The organism is Anaerobiospirillum sp. NML120511 (genome assembly GCF_023050955.1).
Classification (GTDB): domain Bacteria; phylum Pseudomonadota; class Gammaproteobacteria; order Enterobacterales; family Succinivibrionaceae; genus Anaerobiospirillum.
This window is the reverse complement of the sequence record NZ_JALKIK010000006.1, coordinates 94974-116207: the sequence shown is the minus strand read 5'-3', so window position 1 is coordinate 116207 and position 21234 is coordinate 94974. Positions and strand designations below refer to the sequence as shown.

10 protein-coding genes are annotated in these 21234 nt (G+C 50.9%); 4 read left to right on the top strand and 6 right to left on the bottom strand.

From position 1 onward, the window contains the following. Window positions 1-418 precede the first annotated feature (418 nt). The gene (locus MXE39_RS03130; protein ID WP_246978278.1) at window positions 419-3163 is read right to left on the bottom strand and encodes a S49 family peptidase; all 2745 of its coding nucleotides are present in this window, start codon (window positions 3161-3163) and stop codon (window positions 419-421) included. Window positions 3164-4797: 1634 nt separating this feature from the next. On the opposite strand from MXE39_RS03130, the gene MXE39_RS03125 reads away from it, so the two are divergent. Then, entirely contained in the window at window positions 4798-6426 is a 1629-nt protein-coding gene (locus tag MXE39_RS03125) for a methyl-accepting chemotaxis protein (protein ID WP_246978279.1), read from the top strand. 537 nt (window positions 6427-6963) lie between these two features. Here MXE39_RS03125 and MXE39_RS03120 read toward each other — a convergent pair. From MXE39_RS03120 to MXE39_RS03110, 3 genes are all read right to left on the bottom strand, one after another. Further along, window positions 6964-7869, bottom strand: a complete 906-nt coding sequence (locus MXE39_RS03120; protein ID WP_246978280.1) for a flagellin — start codon at window positions 7867-7869, stop codon at window positions 6964-6966. 197 nt (window positions 7870-8066) lie between these two features. Further along, a complete protein-coding gene (locus MXE39_RS03115; RefSeq protein ID WP_246978281.1) occupies window positions 8067-8972 on the bottom strand; it encodes a flagellin in 906 nt (301 codons plus the stop codon). A 193-nt stretch (window positions 8973-9165) separates the two neighbouring features. Beyond that, window positions 9166-10077, bottom strand: coding sequence for a flagellin (locus MXE39_RS03110; protein ID WP_246978282.1), 912 nt, complete (start codon window positions 10075-10077; stop codon window positions 9166-9168). Between the two features lie 1178 nt (window positions 10078-11255). Here MXE39_RS03110 and MXE39_RS03105 point away from each other — a divergent pair. Both MXE39_RS03105 and MXE39_RS03100 read left to right on the top strand, forming a co-directional pair. Then, window positions 11256-12320 carry an AAA family ATPase gene (locus MXE39_RS03105; RefSeq protein WP_246978283.1) on the top strand — a complete coding sequence of 355 codons (1065 nt, stop codon included), beginning with the start codon at window positions 11256-11258 and terminating at the stop codon, window positions 12318-12320. Between the two features lie 239 nt (window positions 12321-12559). After that, on the top strand, window positions 12560-15628 hold the full coding sequence (locus tag MXE39_RS03100) for a DUF5682 family protein (RefSeq protein WP_246978284.1): 3069 nt from the start codon (window positions 12560-12562) through the stop codon (window positions 15626-15628). A gap of 591 nt (window positions 15629-16219) precedes the next feature. On the opposite strand, the gene MXE39_RS03095 is transcribed toward MXE39_RS03100, so the two are convergent. Both MXE39_RS03095 and MXE39_RS03090 read right to left on the bottom strand, forming a co-directional pair. After that, complete coding sequence (locus MXE39_RS03095; RefSeq protein ID WP_246978285.1) at window positions 16220-16576, bottom strand: hypothetical protein; 357 nt, start codon at window positions 16574-16576, stop codon at window positions 16220-16222. 564 nt (window positions 16577-17140) lie between these two features. Beyond that, complete coding sequence (locus tag MXE39_RS03090) at window positions 17141-17992, bottom strand: basic amino acid ABC transporter substrate-binding protein (RefSeq protein ID WP_246978286.1); 852 nt, start codon at window positions 17990-17992, stop codon at window positions 17141-17143. 1436 nt (window positions 17993-19428) lie between these two features. Here MXE39_RS03090 and MXE39_RS03085 point away from each other — a divergent pair. Continuing rightward, on the top strand, window positions 19429-20763 hold the full coding sequence (locus MXE39_RS03085) for a hypothetical protein (protein ID WP_246978287.1): 1335 nt from the start codon (window positions 19429-19431) through the stop codon (window positions 20761-20763). Window positions 20764-21234: the final 471 nt, after the last annotated feature.

Here is a 21234-nt window from a genome sequence, read left to right as displayed (position 1 = left end):
GGGCACCCCATCCCATAACCAGGGCAGCCCATCCCATAACCAGAGCCAGCCCAGTCCGTCATCATGGCTGCCAGCAGTTGCAGCTCTGCGTACTCGTGCTTGCACACTATGGCACACAGCACCGTAGCATGATGACGAACAGGTGCCTGCAAGGCTGCATCATCCCTCTCATTGCGTGCGGTGAATGAATAGCCCGGCTCATGTGCCAAATCATGAGATGCAGGCTTATGACAGGGCAGGCTGCCAAGCAGGACTGAGATATTTATGGGCTATTGTGAGCCTCAAAGGATAAAAGTTCTGTGTTCAGCTCAATATAAAAGCCCCCGTAAACTGCTGTAGTGAGCTTACGGGGGCTTTTGCTTAATCAGCTTCTGCGACCATGAGGCTGCAGGCTGAAATTATAAGGGCTGAGTGATGATCAGAGCTCAGGTGAGGTAACTGGAGAGATAGCCATCATCTGAGGGCGTTCAGCCCTTGTCATACGGGAGATCTGACGCATTTTGACCAGAGAGTAGGTCACCTCGTCAGGCAACCAGGCCTGAGCGGCGCCAAACATAATGCTGTCAAAAGCACCCATGCCGCTGCCAGAGCCTGGTGCAATGTGGTCAATCTCAATGCCATCAGGGCGGATGCGGGCCTGAGAGGCTGCATAGCTGATGGCATCAGAAAGGTTACCTACAGCATCAACAAGACCAATGGAAAGGGCATCGTCGGCAAGGAAGATCTGTCCCTCGGCATAGATCTCATAGTCATTTGGCTTAATGCCACGGTTGCGGGCTACCAGTTCAATAAAGGTCTTATAGGTGTCCTCTACTGACATGTTGAGCATAGCCTGCTGTGAATATGGCATTTCACGGGCAATGGCTGTCAGGGCCAGCTCATTGGTGACCACACCGTCCTGATAGGCGCCATAGCGGTTAAGCAGGCGGTGGGCGCCAAAGCCAATACCGAACACGCCAATGGAGCCGGTAATGGTAGTAGGGGTGGCGTAGATCTTTTCAGCCTGAGAAGCAATCCAGTAGGCACCGGATGCAGCTGTTCCGTTCATGGAGACAATCAGCGGCTTGAGGCTGTGCTTCTGGAAAGTCTCAAGGGCACGTCTGATACGCTCTGAGGCAGTAACACTGCCGCCTGGACTGTTGAGGTACAGAACTACAGCGTTTACATTGCTGTCATTCTGGGCCTGCTCAATGAGCGGAATGATATTGTCAGGCGTAAAGTCAGTAGGTCTTTCACCAACATCCATGATTTCGCCAATGCCGTAGATAACAGCAACACGGCCACTGCCACGGACATTTTTGTTGCCCTGCTGCATACGGCGCTCAATCTGACGGGCGGCCTCACTGATAGTCTTGATCTCATCGAACTGCAGGATATTGGAAGAGTCAGCGGCGGCAATTTTATCAGCATGGCCTGCAGTTCCGACAGGGGCCGCAGTGCCGACGGCTGCTGCTCTGGCGGCTGGGCCACCTGCTGCAACATCAACACGGCCAGTTATGCTGGCTGCATTACCTGAGGCACTGGCAACAGCCGCAGTATCGGCCGCGCCAGCTGCAGAGGCGGCTGAGCCTGCTGCAGAGACTGCAGATGCAGCCGGCAGTGAGGCACGGGTGCTGGATGCAGCTGCCTGAGCAGCCTCAGGGGACAGTCCCTTGAGTACGGCAGCGGCGATACGGCCTGCAGCGCTGGACATGATGCTGCTTTCGGCGCCGCCAGGAGTATTTACTGTTTTGACATCAATCTGAGAAAGGGCGCCTACACGGGTATTGCCATTGGTGCGCATATGATGACGCATCAGATAGTCCTGGTAGGTAATGATGGCCGGACGGTAAGGGGCGTCCAGATCAACATTGACCTCCTGAGCAAGGCGCTGGAAGTAGGTATCAATAGGAGTGATTTCATCAACAAGCCCCTGAGCCAGCTGCAGCTCACCACGGCTGCCACCGACGCGCTGAATCATCTGCACATAGGTGTTGGCCTCAGGCAGGATATTGGCACGGGTGGTCTGAGGACGGGCGGCCAGAGCCTGCTTGTACAGCTCCCAGGACTTGAATGCCAGAGCCTGATACTCACGGCGGACATCATAGGACATGCCGTTGAGCATAAATGGCTCCACAGCACTCTTGAAGTGACCGGCACGGAAGATATAAGGGGTGACATTGGCCTTTTCCAGCATGTCCTTAAAGTACAGGCTGGTCATGGCAATACCACGAAAGTCGATTTCGCCCAGAGGGTCCATGACCACACGGTCAGCATGGGCAGCAATAGCGTAGGAGGCCTGATTGTATCCGTAACCTACGGTAACCACCTCACGCTTGAACTCGGGGTCAGAGCTGCGACGCTTAAGAGCACGGGCATTATCCATGGCAGTACCAATACGCTGGGCCATGGACATGTTGATTGGGCCCATGTTATCGACACTGATGATGACCTTCTTAATCTTTTCGTCATTTGCTACCAGATTAAGGGCCTTTTCAATGGCGATGATTTCATGGCTCTGGCGGCCGTAGAGGGCCTGTTCCAGTTCACGCTGAAGATTGTCAAGGCTTGATGAGCTGAATGGAACTTCGCTTACAGGACCGCTCAGGTCAAAGTACAGCACCTCGGCTCCGACAGCCTGAGTATTGATCTGCTCTACTGTATTGGATGACAGGGAAATGCCGTTTTCTGTAAGGCTCTTGACTGCCATATAGCCGCCAAAGAGCACGAAGATCATCAACAGGAAGATTATGTTGAAGACAAAATTGCGGGCAAAGGTAATCCATGAGCCTACCTTGAGCAGGAAGGCACAGACAGCACCATGCTCGTCACGGCGGCGCAGCTCATACTGATCCCATGGCACATTGACTACATTGGTTCCGCCATTGCCACCAACACCACCAGGAGCTCCATAGCCGGCACCGCCCTGACGGGCATAGCCGCCCTGAGCTGCTCCCTGACCTCCCTGAGAGTAGGAGCGCTGATAATTCTGTCCTCCAGCGCCTCCGTTCTGTCCATGGGAGCCCTGCCATGAGGAAGAGCCGTATGACTGTCCCTGACCATAGGAGCCACGGTCACGTCCATATTCATTGTTATTCTGGCCGGGTCCGCCTCGTCCATAATTCTGGTAATTACCCTGAGCGCCATTGCGTCCCTGGTTGTAATTGCCTCTCTGATCACTCATCTTTTTGAAGATCTTCCCGTTGTTGTGGAAGCTTCCCAGGTCAGGGCACTTCCATGCAGTTAAAAGGTTCTATGCTCAGTACTGTGCCTGGCACGAAAACAGGGCCAATTTTAGCACGCTGCAGTGAATAATCTGTGCTTTTGGTGCACCACAGACCAATCAAAAAATGCTAACTGGCAAAAAGCACGGACAGCACAGGATTACAATCAACAGAGCTGTGTAAATGGTTAAATAACCATATGTCATTGCTTTTCTGTCCGAATTGCCAGTGGGTGTACTGTCTTACTGATCCCGTCGATAATAAAGACCCTGACAGGGGGCCTTTTATTAGCTGAATCACCTGATAAAAATGCGCCCTGAACCACTATGTGGGCTATTACCAGTCCTCAATTACAGTCTATGGCCATAAGCCCAACCCCTGGACAAATCGCAACTGAGCAAATACAGCATTGCAAAAAAAGCTGTACTGTCAACAGTAACTTTCGTTGCATCTTAAAAGCACAATTTGATAGAAATGGCCAAAAACAGCTTTCCCTGCCAGTATTATAGATATAATTGCAAGGGCACAGCAAAGCAAGGCTGCCCGTCCGCAGAGCAGGCATCAGCCTGGTTGCACAATTGCGCGCCGCTCGCCTGCGTACCGCACACCAGAGCAGCCGCAAACCTGCGGGCCGCACGCCTGTGCGCCTCACTACTGCGCGGCGCACAGGTGCCATGATGCCTCTTTGCCAGTATCATGGCCATACAGCAATGGCCTCCGGCTGCTGCCGCCGCTGCAGCAGCCGGAGGCAGATGCCATGCACACTGTCCCAGGCATGTCTTACTTACATAAGTATGACCAGCATGCCTCTGCAGTAATCGTCATCACATAACAGCACCATAAGTCTTAAGCAAAAGACATGTGGACCATGACCGGAGCAGGCTTCCTGCACCTGCAACTGCATATGGCATCACGGGAACAGCTGGCAAAATGTCATGGTTTCGTCTCGATGCAGGTATTTGAATCGCTTTTTCGTGGTGTTGTTTTGCACTAATCAGGAGCTTTAAGAGCATTTTGCCCTTGCTGTTTTCTGGAGTAAGAAGTTCCGTTCACAGGCACGTAAACGTATGTTCAAGTGTTGATATAAGTGGACAAACAGCGCTGAAAATAAGGCATAAATTCAATCAGAGGTTTTCCGTAAACGATTGAAATTGGCCTTTTTACAGTGTCTGGCGCGGGATATAAAATGGTGGTGCCGCGTATTTTTAACGTGCATAAGGCTTGAAATGTGCATAACATATACAGGTTCAGGGCAGTGCCAGTGTGCTTTGGCGTGCTGATGCTGCAGGGATTAGTCCAGTCTGAGAACTTTCCCGTACCCAGTAGAGAAATCAATGTCCTGATACATAAGGATTAGCGAACCTGAGTCATCACAGGCATTGAAGCAGTAAAAATCAGATCGCGGATGTATGTCTGCGTTTTTTGCTGACTTGAATCACATGCTGTTTGAGAGAGAACATTCAGCACAGCTCTCCCGTCAGGGAATGGAGCTTCACAGTACAACTGAAAAGGAATTACCCTGAATGACAGGGCTTCTGTCAATGCATCATCAGGGTGTGTTTAGGACAATTTAGTGTAATTTTGGACGTCCGGTATGAGAAGTTTCGGCATTATCAAACGCCTGTACATGGGCTTTGGCTTTATCTGTGGCCTTATGATCCTGCTGGGTCTGGTGGCAGGTATCCTGGTAACCTTCGTTGACAACACCTTAAGTGATGTTAATGACGATCTTGCAGTAAAGCAGCGTCACGCTATCGATATGCGTGGTGCAGTTCATGACAGTGCCATTGCAATTCGTGATGCCGTACTGGCCCCAAACAAGTCCGATCAGCAGAAGCACCTGACAACCATCAATGCGCTGCTCAGCGACTATGCACGTGCCAGCTCCGCACTGGAGAAGATTTATTCAGCCGGTGGCGATGAGCAGCAGATGGCTCTTTACAGAGACATTAAGAATGTTGCCAACCAGCTTCCTAAGACCAGTGCCCTTCTGGACATGGTGCGCAATGATCGCGTTGATGATGCACAGAAAATGCTCATCAGCGAGGTAGGTCCTATCTATACCGAGTGGCTGGTAGTGATTAATGCCTTTATCAACAAGATTGAGGCTACCTCTCAAAGCGAAGTGGTTTCAGTACGTTCCGCCTCAAGCAATCTGTTCTATTTCATTATCTTTGGTGCCACCATTTCCATTGCCCTGAGCATTTTCATTGCCTTTACCTCTGTAGGCAGCATCAAGCGCATTGTAGGTGGTAATCCTGAAGAGGCTGTGGAGCTCATCAAGCTCTTTGCTCATGGTGACCTTACTGTTCGTAACAAGACTCAGTACCCTGAGTCCATTGCCGGTTATCTCAACCGCATGGCCGAGCAGCTGTCCAATACTATTGGCAAGATTTCCACTCTTACTGATCACCTCAATGATTCAGCTCAGTCCTTCTCCAACATTGCTAACAAGAATGCTACCTTTACTGTGCAGCAGCGTGAGGAGACCCAGAACGGTAACACCTATATTGATGACCTCATTGCCGGCGTTAACAATGTGGCCCACCTTGCTAACAGTGGTGTGAGCACTGCCAAGAATGCTACTGTAGAAACCCGCAGTGGCGATGAGGAAGTTCAGCTGACCATTTCCAGTATCAGCGGTCTGGCCCATCAGGTGGAAGAGGTTGTGGGCATTATGAATCAGCTCAACAACAACTCTCAGGAAATTGGCAAGGTTGTTCAGATCATTGCTGAGATTGCTGAGCAGACCAACCTGCTGGCTCTTAACGCTGCTATTGAGGCAGCCCGTGCCGGAGAGCATGGCCGTGGCTTTGCCGTGGTAGCTGATGAAGTACGTGCTCTTGCTGGTCGCACCAAGGAGTCCACCAACGGCATTATCGATCTGATTAAGACCAATCAGGATCAGACTCAGCACGCCGCCACCGCCATGGAGAAGTCCAATGAGCAGGCTAACAGCGTAGTAGAGCAGGCACAAAAAGCTGGTGTATCTCTCAACTCCATTAATGCCGGTGTTAACGAGATTCAGGATATGAGCACTCAGATTGCTCAGGCTGCCAGCGATCAGAACAGCATTCTGGTAAAGGTAAGCTCAGCCTTTGAGCGCATCAGCAATATGGCTGACAGCGGCAATGAGGCCTCTCAGCAGATTGCCGAGCTTTCCAACAAGCTCATCGAGCAGTCCAATGAGTTAAAGCACCTGACCTCATCCTTCAAGTACTAATACCGCCAGGCTGCCCCCCATGGCAACAGATGATGCTGTTGCCATGGGGCAGCCATGTACAGGGCCACCCAGCCAAAGCGGTGGCCACCACCAGAGCCCGCCCGGCCCCATGCCCGGCGGGCTTTGTTGTTCCTGAACCATCATACTTACACGGCAATGACTCCCCCGAAAGAATACTGATGCAGGTAACAAGGTGACACAAAACTCAGTAACCTGCTGATATATTTCACAAAGTATTTTATAAACTGTATTGCATGAATACATATGACAGACCGCAACATCATGGCAGGCTCACCAGCAGTAAACTGTAACTGTAACTGTAACTGTAACTGTAACTGGTACTGATACTTGTTATCTTTTAGCTTTGTATTTATAAAATATTTTATATAAATAATTTACCAGGTGAGAGGACCAGTATGTTTTTCCCAGGAAGTGAGGCTGCAGGCATGAAAAAAGGCCCATCCTTTAAAGGGATGGGCCTTTTTCAGCTAACACTGGTCGCAGGCACATTAATAAATGCGCGTATGACCAGATGTATTAGCCGAGCAGAGACAGACCAAGCTGTGGACGGGTGTTGGCCTGCATGAGCATAGAGGTGGCAGCCTGCTGAATAATGGACTGCTGGCTCAGGTTGGCGGACTCTTCGGCGAAGTCTGCGTCACGAATTCTGCTGCGGGCATCAGCCTGGTTGGCAGAGACGTTAGCCTGGTTGCGGATGGAACTTTCCAATCTGTTCTGGATTGCACCTAGTCCAGCGCGCTGACCGTCTACTGCACCAATCATCTTGTCCATTGCAACAATGATATTGTCAATCTGGTCTGCAGTTGCCAGCTTAATCTGACCTGTTGCCTTATCATACATCTTGTCAAAGTCGGCAACCTGACCCAGATCTGCAATCTTGGACATTTTCATTGAGTTAACAGTGAACTCAATAGTATCACCCTTGTTAGCGCCTACCTGAAGAGTCATCTTGCCAGTATCCTTGGCACCACCGGTGCTGTAGATATCAGCATCGGTACCGCCACCGTCCAGAACGGTCTTTCCACCAAAGGTGGTCTTCTGGGCAATACGGTTAATTTCAGCTGACAGGGCAGTAGCTTCCTTTTCCAGAGCGGTACGGTCTTCAGCGGTGTTGGTACCGTTCTTGGCCTGAACAGCCAGGGTACGGATCTTCTGCAGCATGCCGGTGATTTCGTTCATGCCGCCTTCAATGGTCTGAGCAAGAGCAATACCGTCAGAGGCATTGCGGTTACCCTGGTTGAGACCATTAATCTGAGTGGTCAGACGGGAGCTGATCTGTAAACCGGCAGCGTCGTCCTTGGCAGAATTAATTCTCAGACCTGAACTGAGTCTCTGGTAGGTGGTGGTCAGCTGATTCTGAACATTATTCAGATATCTACGGCCATTGAGTGATGACACGTTTGTATTTACATAAACTGCCATTCTTATCTCCTTATTTCTCTGAATTAAAGCAAGGTACTTTACAAAATAACTTATACAGAAACCGTTTTTAGTTGCTGCATTTGCTTTACAAATACTTATGTATTCTCAGCAATGTACCTTGCTGGTACCAGAATCTATGACAGTTAAATTCTGTCAGATCTGGTGGCGCAATATAAATGCGCAAATGGCGTTATGGATTAGCCGAGGAGGGACAGACCAAGCTGTGGACGGGTGTTGGCCTGCATGAGCATAGAGGTGGCAGCCTGCTGAATAATGGACTGCTGGCTCAGGTTGGCAGACTCTTCGGCGAAGTCAGCGTCACGAATTCTGCTGCGGGCATCAGCCTGATTGGCAGAGACGTTAGCCTGGTTGCGAATGGAGCTCTCCAGTCTGTTCTGCATTGCACCTAGTCCGGCGCGCTGACCATCTACAGCTGCGATCATCTTATCCATGGCCTCGATGACCTTGTCAATCTGATCTGGAGTAGCAATCTTAATCTGGCCGGTGCCCTTATCATACATATTGCCAAAGTCCTGTACACCGCCTAAATCAGCGATCTTGGACATCTTCATGGAGTTAACGGAAAACTCAATAGTATCGCCCTTGTTGGCGCCTACCTGAAGGACCATTTTGCCCTTATCACCAGGATTTGCGCTGCTGTAGATGTCGTTGGCAGTGCCGCCGCCGTCCAGAACAGTTTTGCCACCGAAAGTGGTCTGTGAAGCAATACGGTTGATTTCAGCTGACAGTGCAGTAGCTTCCTTCTCCAGAGCGGTACGGTCTTCAGCGGTGTTGGTACCGTTCTTGGACTGAACAGCCAGAGTACGGATCTTCTGCAGCATGCCGGTGATTTCGTTCATGCCGCCTTCAATGGTCTGAGCAAGAGCAATACCGTCAGAGGCATTGCGGTTACCCTGGTTAAGACCATTAATCTGAGTGGTCAGACGGGAGCTGATCTGTAAACCAGCAGCATCGTCCTTGGCAGAATTAATTCTCAGACCTGAACTGAGTCTCTGGTAGGTTGTAGTCAGCTGATTCTGAACATTATTCAGATATCTGCGGCCATTGAGCGATGACACGTTTGTATTTACATAAACTGCCATTGTTATCTCCTAAGTTCTCATATCTCTCAAGGTACTTTATAAAGTAAATTGTGCAGTATTCATGCAAAACTGCACTTTCTTTAAATGAACTTATATGTTTCCAGAAGTGTACCTTGCAGGTACCAGACAGTGTTACAGGGCAATGCTGTAAGGTCTGGTGGCGCAATCTTGCATGCGCAAATGGCGTTATTAATTAGCCGAGCAGGGAAAGACCAAGCTGTGGACGGGTGTTGGCCTGCATGAGCATAGAGGTGGCAGCCTGCTGAATAATGGACTGCTGGCTCAGGTTGGCAGACTCTTCGGCGAAGTCAGCGTCACGAATTCTGCTGCGGGCATCAGCCTGATTGGCAGAGACGTTAGCCTGGTTGCGAATGGAGCTCTCCAGTCTGTTTTGTAAAGCGCCAAGACCGGCACGCTGACCATCAACAGCACCAATCATCTTATCCATGGCGTCAATAATGCTGTCAATCTTGGTTGCGTCGCTAAGCTTGATCTGGCCGTCAGTCTTGTTATAGAGCTGGTCAAAGCCCTGTACGCCGCCTAAGTCTGCGATATTAGACATCTTCATAGCGTTGACTTTGAAATCAATGCTATCGCCTTTGTTTGCGCCAACCTGAAGAGTCATGGTGCCGACCTTATTAGCGCCACCACCACCAGTGCTGTAGATATCGTTGGCGGTACCGCCGCCGTCCAGAACGGTCTTGCCACCAAAGGTGGTCTTCTGGGCAATACGATTGATTTCAGCTGACAGGGCAGTAGCTTCTTTTTCCAGAGCGGTGCGGTCTTCAGCAGTGTTGGTGCCGTTCTTGGCCTGAACAGCCAGAGTGCGGATCTTCTGCAGCATGCCGGTGATTTCGTTCATGCCGCCTTCAATGGTCTGGGCAAGAGCGATACCGTCAGAGGTATTGCGGTTACCCTGGTTCAGACCATTAATCTGAGTGGTCAGACGTGAGCTGATCTGTAAACCGGCTGCGTCATCCTTGGCAGAATTAATTCTCATACCAGAACTGAGTCTCTGGTAGGTTGTGGTCAGCTGATTCTGTACATTATTAAGATATCTACGGCCATTGAGCGATGACACGTTTGTATTTACATAAACTGCCATTTTATTTCCTTATTCTCATTCTCAGGCAAGATACTTTACAAATGACTATATACAGGATTCCTTTGCGGAAACCTGCATCTACTCCAGACCTGCTGAACAGTTGTCAGTAAGGTATCTTGCGCTTACCAGCAGCTTTCTGCAGTGAAAAGCTGTTTGTGCTGGTTGCAATACACATAATATCGGGGCACATATTTCCATCTTTACCCACGATTTTTAATCCGAGCCGATAAATTGGCACATTGGTGCTGTTCAGTGGGATTATTTTCTGTGTAAACCATCTTGCCTTAATTTAAGTATGTAGATACATGTTTTCGGTCTGTGATATCTATGCGGTTTCCATGACATAACAAGCGTTTGCGACTGCTTTGTGCTGGCTTATTTATGGTCCATGTGCTTGTATGGAAGTGTGCAAAAACGTGCCTTTCCTAGATACATAAAATATGGTATATTAGATATCAGAAACAGTCAGAAAACACAGCTTTTTTGTTTTCCCCAACAGTATGGCTATATCGATACTCTGACTTGCCTGTTTCAATCATCATTCATAAGGTGCAGCGGGATGATCTGGCGTGGGCTTGTTTGCCTTGCGTGGCTTTGTCCTGGTTGTTCAGAACATCATTCATAAGGTGCAGCGGGATGATCTGGCGTGGGCTTGTTTGCCTTGCGTGGCTTTGTCCTGGTTGCTTCAATCATCTTTCGTAAGGAGTGGCATGCTCTCTTTGTGTGCTTTACCTGCTGTCAGGCAGTGCTACGGGAGAGGGCTGCACATTTGCATTTACCAACTTCTTATTCGTCTTTCTGAGTTTTTAACATTGCGCAGCAGTTCATACTGGTACTGGCCTGATGGGCATCAATCGTGCATGCATGTTATAGCCTGTCATCAATTACGACTGTTACAGGAAACAGCATATACAGCTGCAAGAAGACCTTCCCCGGCATGTGGGGCTCATAAAGAGGCGTGCCTGTTCTCTTTTTCAGTCCTTGCCTCAGTGGGAAAGGGAGAGTTTTTTCTCTTTTGTGAGCATTTAAAGTAGACACTGTGTCCCAAGGCAAATTCTTGCTGTAAATTTTGCCGTCAGGGCAACAGTTATGTTCGCAAATCTATTCTTCAGTAAGGGATGCTGTGCTCAGGAGACGCAGGGACGTTGTCTGCGAAAAACACATATTGGGGTAAGCATATGGGTGAGTGTCTCAAGTCCTGTGTGGAAGAGCTCTACAGTGAAGAGCTGGATGCTTTGCGCGCCTGCTGTCAGGGGGTTAGACCTGATGGCTGGATGCTTACGCCTGCTGCTGTCAGAGATTTCATTCTGGGACGCACGCAGCCTCTTGTTTATCAGGGCAAAAGGGTGCGTGTCAGCACCAAGTTCTTTGGCAATGACGAGCTGGTTAGCAACTGTATCAGTACCCTTGCCTCAGGACGTAATGTCCTGCTTGCCGGACTTCCTGGTACAGGTAAGTCATGGCTCTCAGAGCTGCTGGCCGCAGCCGTGAGCAATAACAGCCGTAATATCATCCAGGGCACAGCCGCCCTTAAACCCTCAGTACTGCGTTACTCCTGGAACTGCGCTGTAACAGCAGCAGTCGGTCACGTGCCTGACGCTCTTATTCCTGCTCCTTTGTTCCGTGGCATGCAGGAAGGCATTATTACCCGCTTTGAGGAAATATCCCGCACCTGTCAGGAAGTTCAGGACACCTTGCTGTCCATACTTTCCAGGCGCCATATCACCATCCATGAATTTGCCCAGCCTCTGTGTCTGAGAGCATCAGGGGGCTTTGCTGTTATTGCCACAGCCAACACAGCTGATCCGGGAACCTTCCCAGGTCAGGCATTGCAGGCCTTGTTTGATGTTTACACAGTAGAGCCGGTCAGGGATACACAGGTAAAGCTGCGTATGATGGAAAGCGAGGTCATTAACAGCTCAAAGGACAGAATGGAGCTTACAGCTGACAGATCAATGCTTGATCTGGTGATGTCCGTTTATGACGACATCAGAAGCGGCCGTGCCTTTAATGAGCTGCAAGGGCATCAATATCCTGGCTTTGGAGCCTCTGATTTATCGGCTGTGGCTGCCTTTGCCTCGGTTTCTTCAGCAGCGCCCGCCCTGTCACCGCATCAGGCTGTTTCCTGTCCGGTAAAGAATCTGGTAACGGAAAAGTCAGCAGAACCAGACACGCACGCCTCCGACAGTGGCGTACCGAATGACTCAAGGCGCGAGGACAGTCTTACAGATTCAAAACCTTAGCAGCTCATAATACTGGGGCAGAAACATATACATGGGCATGGTAAAGGACCGGTGCTGGGACAGCAGGCAGAAAGAAAAGCTCATGACCATGGTATAGGCCCGGTGCTGGAACAGCAGGCAGTAAGAAAAGCTCATGACCATGGGCCTGTCAGCAAGTCCTGGTCATGGTCCGGGACGGCGTCAGATAGCAGATTAAGTTTGTTTTCATACATCACACACCGCAGATATGGGAGTGCACAATGGCTTCGCGTCATGGTTTATTTGAGCAGTCAGCTGAGCACAGCTCATTTGCTGCGGCCGGCGCACGCCCTGAAGACAGACAGAGCAGCAGTGCTGACCATGACCGCCACTTCAGACATAAGCCCTTTACTGACATTTCCTCTGCCAGCTCCTGTGGCAGTGACACTGATATCACCAGACCTGAGGCTGCTCAGCTGGGACCTGGTGATGCTGACCTGAATCTGCTTTGCTCCCTCAAAGAAAACAGCATCCATACCCATACCCAGCAGCAGTGGTGTGAGCTCATGAAAACTCCTATGAGCAACGGCCTTCCTGCCTGGCTGTCTCCTGAGTTCATGTCTGAGCATGCTGCAAAAGCTCTTGATTTTGACAGCGACGTCCTGCTGGTTCCTGTGCGCCACAGCTCCATGGCTGTTTCTCTTCATCTGCCACGTATCATTGAAGCTTACCGGCCTGATCTGGTTGCCATGGAGTTTGGCCCTGCTCTCAAAGAGCACTTCAAAGATCTCACCCACCCTGAGCTCAAACCACCAGTAGCCATTGTGATGTCCTCTGATGTAGGAGCCGCATGCTACAGGAATGTGTCACCAGTGGCGGAGTCTGCAGGGGGAGCTTCAGGCTCATCAGACGGGGCATCTTCAAGCGCATCAGACAACTCATCCCCAGGCTCATCAGAAAGCCCATCAGCTTCAGGCCGTGATCTGCTGACAGAGCACTGCTACTGTAATTCATCTGTCACAGGTAGTGATGACAGCTCATCTGAGATGTCTGAGATGTCTGAGATGTCTGAGATGTCTGAGATGAAAGTTATAGGATCCTATCCGGTGCTGAGCTGCTCGCCTGAGTACACCATGCTGGTTGAGGCCCGTCGCCGCAATATTGATATTGAACTTATCGATCTTGATGCTGATGAAATGCTCTGGCTTGAGGAGCGTTATGGAGGCGCCGGATCAATTGATGGTGACGTCATGGCGGCCCATGGCGGCAGTGTCTTTGATGCTGTGAGCAGCCTTGAATTCAGCAGGGTACTGCTCAATGCTGACGGATCACATGAGCGCAGCCTGTTCTGGAATAAGCGCTTTGAAGCCAATGCTCTTGGCATGAGCAGCATGCAGTATCTGCATGAGTTCTATATCCATCTGTACAGCCTGTACCGCTTTGCCCGTGATGAGATCAGCTCCGTTGTTATTCAGCAGCGCGAGCGCAACATGCTTGCTCACATCGCCCGCGCCCGTCGAGCCCATAAACGCATCATGGTGCTGACAGGAGGCTTTCATACCATCTCTCTTTGTGACTGCCTGCACTTTAACAAGCCTGCAGCTGCACCTGTCTTCATTCCATCTTTCAGGAAAAAAGCCTGTATTATTCCGTATTCTTTTGATTACGCTCATAAGTGTGGTCAAAGCGGCCCTGGCATAGAGTTCCCTTATTACTATCACAGGCTTCATCAGGCCATAACCAGCACTACAGCCTTTTATCCACGCCCGCACATAAGCCATGATGTCCTTGCCAGCACATCCTCCTGCACCAGCACCACAGACTGTGCTACGGCCGCTCCGGTGAATCATGAGGCGCCTGCTGCTCCTGCTGCTCAGTCACACTTACCCGTCGTGCAGGCCCGGCCACTGGCTGGTGCTGCAAACAGCACTGCAGCTCAGGTATGCGGTGAGCGCGAAGGAGCCGTGCCTGAAGGAGCTGTACCTGAATGTGCCGTACCTGAAGGTACAGCCGAAAGAAGTGTTCAACACACTAAGCCATCGGCCAGGCAGCGTGATGCCTGGCTGCATTACCGTGCTGATATCAGGGAAATTGAGCGCGCGGTGCGCTCGGTAAACTTCCACTTTATGTCTGCAATCAGGGATGAGCGCGGTGATGAGGTGGGCGTTGCTACCTTGCTGGAGTGTGAAAAGATTATGCGTGGCCTGGCAGCCTTGCGCGGGCTGACTGTGCCTTCGGTATATGACCTTATTGATGCCGTGATCTCCACCTTTATCAAGGAAGAGCTTACTGAGGATAACGCCGTAGTTAAAAACACCATGGCAGCTCTTAATGCTCTGCATATGGGATCAGTACCGACTGATATCAGCGTACCTGCCCTGTGGCGTGACTTTATGCAGCAGGCTGTGCGCTTTGGTATCAGTCTTAAGGACAAGCATGAGCATTCAGCCCAGATAGATATCTGTGCCGGGCGCGAGCAGCTGCTCTTCAGTCAGTTTATTGCCCGCAGTGGCTTTATAGCACCGTCTTTTCTGACATCTTTTCCTCAGATGCGCAGCCGCTCCGGAACAGTGTCCTCATATGAGCAGGTCAGCTGGAGTTTTAATGAAGATGCCATACGTACTCTGATTGGCCTCAGTCATACAGGTAGCAGTGTGGAGCATGCCTGTATTACCAGGATCTCAGGTCAGCTTGAGCATTACACTCACGATATAAGACAGCTGTGCGCCCTTTTCATAAGTTCACTTAATATGGGCCTTACTGAACATTTCATGAGTCATAAAGACCGTATAGCCCAACTGATATCAGAGTCCTCATGCATAAGTGATATTGGAGAGTCTCTTGATGAGCTTAACAGCTACAGCGTGCTGGTAAAGACGGGAATTTGCGGATCTGACAGCTGGCAGTACCTTATCGACGCTCTTTTGCGCCGCTATCTTGAGGTGCTTGGTGAGACCGGCATGGTTGCCGGGGAGAGCAGGCAGGACTTTATTGCCTGTGCACTGCGTATTGACTGGTACTTCTCCCGCAATGAGCATCTGTATGATGAGTACCTGAGGGCACTTGAAACTGTGGTGTCTGACAGCAGGCTCAGACCTTTCATTACCGGTACTGCCCTGGCTTTACTGCAGATCAATGGACACCTCAAGGTACAGCTAAATGGACAGCTCAATGATCGTTCCTCTAGTGAAAGTTCAGGTCATATGACACTGAGCATAGCCGATGCTGTCAGTGATGCCTGTCTGCGTGAGGAGCTGCTCTATGCCCCGGCTCATATAGCCATGACCTCGGCATATCACAGAGACGGCCTTAATATGCTCATAAACGACCTCAGTCAGGTTCTGTCATGATCCCTGATGTAATCTCCACCAGGTGAAATCATAAGAGTTTGCACACAAATAATGGACACAGTGAGTAATGGGCACAATGCTTTTCATTGCAATGCCATTACTTTTGATGCAATGCCCCCAGGCGTAGTACATCCCACCAAATGCCCTGACCCGGGCAGTCTGGTCCTGTCATACCTGAGCACCTGCTTAAAAGGAGTGACAGTGCCGGTCAGGGCAGGGTAATGCAATGGCCATGGCATCAGCCATGAATCTGGTCGGGGCTCAAAGAAGCGGTCAGGAAATGTAGTGACATAAAATGGGCCTGGTCCATGGCTATAGCCATAGTCCGTGCTCAAATAAGCGGTCAGGAAGTGTAGTTACAGGGCAATTCCCATGGCGATGCCCATATCAAAGGCCATGGTCGGGTCTCAAAGAAGCGGTCAGGAAGTGTAGTGACAGGGAATGGGCCATGTCCATGGTCACAGCCATGAATCTGGTCGGGGCTCAAAGAAGCGGTCAGGAAGTATAGTGACAGGGAATGAGCCTCGTCCGTGGCTATGGTTGTGGTTCCGGGAGGCCATAAGGAAATGTAATTACAGGGCAATGCCCATATCAATGGTCCTGGTCGGGACTGAAGAAGCGATCAAGAAAGGCAAAGTGGGGCATGAGCAGCTGGACTACCGGTCCTGTTATCACTGATCCTGTAATCGAGCCCTCATGTACTCCCGTAATCACACTCATGTCTGACTGCCATAGAGATACTGCTACGGCAATGAGAACGAAAGACAGGTCAAAGATCAGCTTTACCGTTCCTAAACGGTAATTACGGCTGCGGGCATAGAGCACCACAAGCCCGTCGCTGGGAAGCATGACCACACTGGCGCGCGTTTTCAGGGTAATACACAGTCCAATGTTGTTATTTATATTCTGTTTTAGAAAGTATCTGTACAGAACATGGTATTTGAACATGGATGAAGTGTATGAAGGCGACAGGCTGCGTCCCTGTGCCTTTCAGTAACTTAAATACTGCAAAGTCGCAAGTGGCGGGCTCACTCAGAAAGCATGTGGGCAGGGAATTCTGCATTTAGCCGGAGCTGTCAGGCAGCACATGGGATCTGTAATTTGATCATGGTACGGAGCTGTCAGGATAACAGCGGGCATGGGGATTGTTAGAGTGGCAGGCTTAGTCAGGAGGCATTGCGGTCATGGAGATGTCGCCCTCAGCGGTGCCGAGGCGGTCAGGAGGCAAGTGGAAATACCTGATATGGCACTTAACGGTAATGCAGGCGCGTATGAAAGACAGTCATGCCCTTGTTGCCTTGAGCGTATATGCTGCGTACATGCCTTGAAGTGATATTAGGGTCTGACCGGGCAGAACCTGACATGGTGACATGTTGACATCAGGGTACTGTAAAAAGCATCAGGGGACAGAGTGTATGGCACTTGTGTCCCCTGATTGATGTTCGGGCAGTCTGGTACAGGCGGCTGTCCGTGACTGCTGTCTCCTGCCGGAGGCTGGATGGTCAGACTGTGTTATTTGGCGGTGCCGGCGGAGGCGGCCTCAGCTGCGTGAGCCTTGAGGTCATCGGAGATGTCGTAGCCGAACCACTTGTTGGAGATCTTTGCGAACTCACCATTTTCAATGATACGGTCCAGACCTTCGTTGATGAGGCTGAGCAGTTCTTTGTTGCCCTTGCGTACGGCAATGCCATAGTACTCGTTCTGAGCGGAGGTAATATCGCGTGATACTACGATTTCCTGGTTCTTTGGATTCTGGGCAAGGAAGAAGTCGTTAACAGGACGGTCGTTTACTACTACGTCACAGCCACCGTTCTGCAGCTCAAGATAGGTCTCAGGTGGGGAGTTGAACTGCTTGAGCTGAGGGTTCTTGAGAGTCTTCTGCAGGTACAGAGCACCGGTGGTGCCAATCTGGGTGCAGATTTCTGCGCTGGAGATCGACTCAAAGGAGCTGTAGCGGGAGGCATCATCCTTCATAACCAGATAGGTCAGACCACAGCGGTAGTATGGGTCGGAGAAGTCAACGCGCTCGGCACGCTCAGGGGAAATGGTAAAGCCTGAGATGATGAGGTCAATGTTGTTGGTAATCAGGGTAGGGATAATGCCGTCAAAAGGATAACCCTTCATGTCTACGGTATAGCCCATTTCCTTTGCGATGGCATGAATAAGATCCACGTCAAAGCCGATAAGGTTACCCTTATCATCTGTGTAGGTAAAAGGGGCAAAGGCAGCATCACAGCCTACCTTGAGCACCTTGTTGCCGGCATTGCTTACACCGGTGTCACCGGCGGCGACAGCAGTACCTGCTACGCTAAGACTCATGGCCACACCCATGGCCATTGCGGATAATTTATTCACGGTACCCATTAAAGGTCTCCTGCTCAAAAGCGATACAGCACTGAATTTCCCGTCCGGCTGGGCCTGAGGGACTCAAAACAGTGGAGGTGAAATTCCAGATTCTATGGGGCCTTACGTCTGTCTGCCGGGCATTTCTAAATTAAAAGGATCCTTAGTGGGCAGGACCGTCAACAACCTGCAAAGACTTCAGGGCAGAGCCGGCAAAGCCTGTTGTGCTTCTCTCTGGAGCTGCAGGGGCAAAGACCTGAGGCCTGCGGTAACAGCATAGAGCTCAGACGTGGCATAAACAGGCATAATTTTATCCCAAAATCATTTTAAAGCCCTTTTATTGAGCAAAAAACACTGAGGGAGAAAAAAATGAGCGCAAACAGTGCGTCTTGCCCTTAAAGAGTTCAATATGACATTTCACATCGTGGCAGTGCCATTACTTTTCAGCTCATAACTGACTGCCAGTCTCTGCCATATAGTGCACCGCGCCGCCCCTGGCGCTCAGTCCGACCTGGCACGGCAGCTCCCCGCGCACTTATGACTCAGCCGTCCGGATGCCTGCACTACAGTATGGCAGCAGCTGTTAACCACCAAAATAACAGGAGCGGCCGGCATCCAGCGCCGGACAGGGATCCTGAGCACTGTTTAGATGAAAGCAGCCTGGCGCCATCAGTCCACTGCGCAGATACGCATGTATCTGACCTGAGCATACTGTACTGGGCACAAAGGACAATACAGTAGCCTGGTGAGCGGGCGCTGCCAGATACCGGGGGGACGGTACTGTCTATTTCTGTGTATTATCACGGCAGCATATACAACACCTGCTCAATGTGGGGGCCTGACTGTGCCCTGCTTTATGAGTGTGGGTGAGCAACTTTGCCTGGGGCAGATGTGCCGCGCATGGCAGTACTGACGCAGCACTGCCACTCATTGGAGGGCTTGCTGAGTGTGGAGAACAACTTTGTCAGGGGATGCAGTGCCGCGCTTGGCAGTGCTGACGCAGCGCTGCCACTAATTGGGAGCTTGCTGAGTGTGGGACCTCTCTTTGCTTTTCTTGATCAATGGAATGTTGTGGCCGACTGTGCTTGCCTGTTGAAGCGGCGTCTGCTGGTCTGTGGCTGGCTGAGCTTTCTTTTTGTCCACCTCGGGAAATGTGCTGTGTGTTGTGAGCTGTTGCCAGCTGATACTGGGGAGCTGGTGCGGGGGAATGCGCATTTTCATCACCTGGCGTCAGCATGATGAGCTGGCCCCTATAATGAGCATAGTATGCACAGAAACGGGGTTCTGCATTGTGCAGTCTTTATCCCTGCCTTGTGGACTCTCCATGGCCGGTGTCAGCCATTACTCTGTCTGCTGCAGTGCCAGTCTGGTCATACTGATACGGAGCGTATCGATCTTATGTGCCATGACTTACCCGTTGATTGCTCATTTGCCCTGATTTGCTGAGAGGATTGAACATGCCAGGATTTGCTCACTTTCTGTACTTTTTGCTTACCTCACATATTAACGATCCCTGTGGTGATGACAGAGAAGAGGGCCTTGATTACAGCAGCGAAAATGATGCGGCCGCTGATAGTCGTGATAAGGCCGCCGAGCTGCTGCGCACTTCCCTGAGAGCTGCCGTAGTGGCTGCTGCGGGCAAGGAGAGCACCTATGGCTGTTATCAGGCTGGTCTGGACATAGTCAATGGCATGAAGCCTGATGACAAGAACCGTGTGCTCTTTGATGACAGTGACCGTAAGAGCACCTGTGTGTTCATGATACGTGCGGCCTATGATCTGGCTGCCATGCTCGACGAATGCTGTACTGCCTCCCAGCGCCGTATCAGTGTGGGCGATGTTGATGCCAGAGACCTGCTTATTGTCATGATGGCTGCAGCCTTAACTGACCGTGACATGGTGCTCAGCGATGATGCCCAGGTAAAGGGCAGCACTGATGATACCTTCCTTGTAAGCTCACAGACCTTAAGCGGCAGTATTCAGAGCACTGTAGACAAGGTCTTTGCCGGTGGCGGCGGAGCTGTCAGCGTCAGCAGCTGCTCTATTAGCAAGGGCATCAGCTCAGGTCGTGGCACCTGTGCCGAGGAAGAAGAGGGCGCTGGTGAAAGCGCTGCTGCCATGTTTGATCTTCTGCACATAGGTGATCTGGCCAAAAAGGCAGTTAACTCTACCAGCAGTGTAATCATTGAGGGCTCAGCATCAGCAGGTGGCTCTGATGCATCTGCAGGCGGCCGCTGGAGCTTTGAGCAGCTGCTGCGTGAGATCTTCATGTTCCGTGAGCGTATTGATATGGAGACCAGAGGCGTACTGACAGCCTCTACTGTCAGCAGCCATTCTTTCCATGGTCTGTTTATGGGCGTGCTGCTGCCTGCCGTATCAGGCATGTACATTATCAGAACCCGGGTTAAGGATTTAAGTGCCCATGGTCAGCATGAGGACATCAGACATATGCTGGTAACCTCTCCTGCTTTCCTCAATGACGTTGATATGGATGATGATGCCCCTGATCTTGCCCTGACAGTGTCATCAGGCAAGGGCCTTGATGTGGATCTGGCAGCAGACGTTCATGACTGGAGTCAGGCACCTGTGCTCGATGTGCTGGTTAACAATATGGCAGGTATTGTTGCCATCAGGGAAAACCCTGAAAGCCGTAAGGACTTCAAGGCCTTTGCCGGTATCAGCATCACCTCCGAGGGCAGCCGCGCAACAGTACGCTGCTCCATGCACGAAGGTGAGATCACTCTGAGCGAAAATCTTGAGTTCATCGCCCCGGGCCGCTTTGTCATCAGCTGACAGCCCGACACGGTCCGGTAAGTCCAGGGTTCTCCTGGATTTTCAGCTCCCTTGAGGCATATGCCCCACATCCAGAGCCACAGTCATGGCATATGCCCCAGAGCCACAGTCATGGCATATGCCCCAAAGCCACAGCCATGACAAATGCCTTGTCATAGCCATACTTCAGTGACTGCACTTGCCTGTGATGACCTTTTAGTAATGACTTCTCAGAGCTTCAGGAACAGTTAACTGGGCTGAGACTTAAGGCGCATGTATCTGACAGAGCAGGCACTATTTCATACCTTTATGGTCATGGACGAGTGCCTGTTTTGCTTTGAGCCCAGGCAAAGGCTGAATAAAGACAAGACGGGCTTACAGTCGTACCTGTATGACGCGGCCATACTGACAGACAGGTAATGCAGCAAGGGCATGGCAGCAGGCAGGTCAGGCAGCAAGGGCATGGCAGCAGGCAGGTCAGGCAGCAAGGGC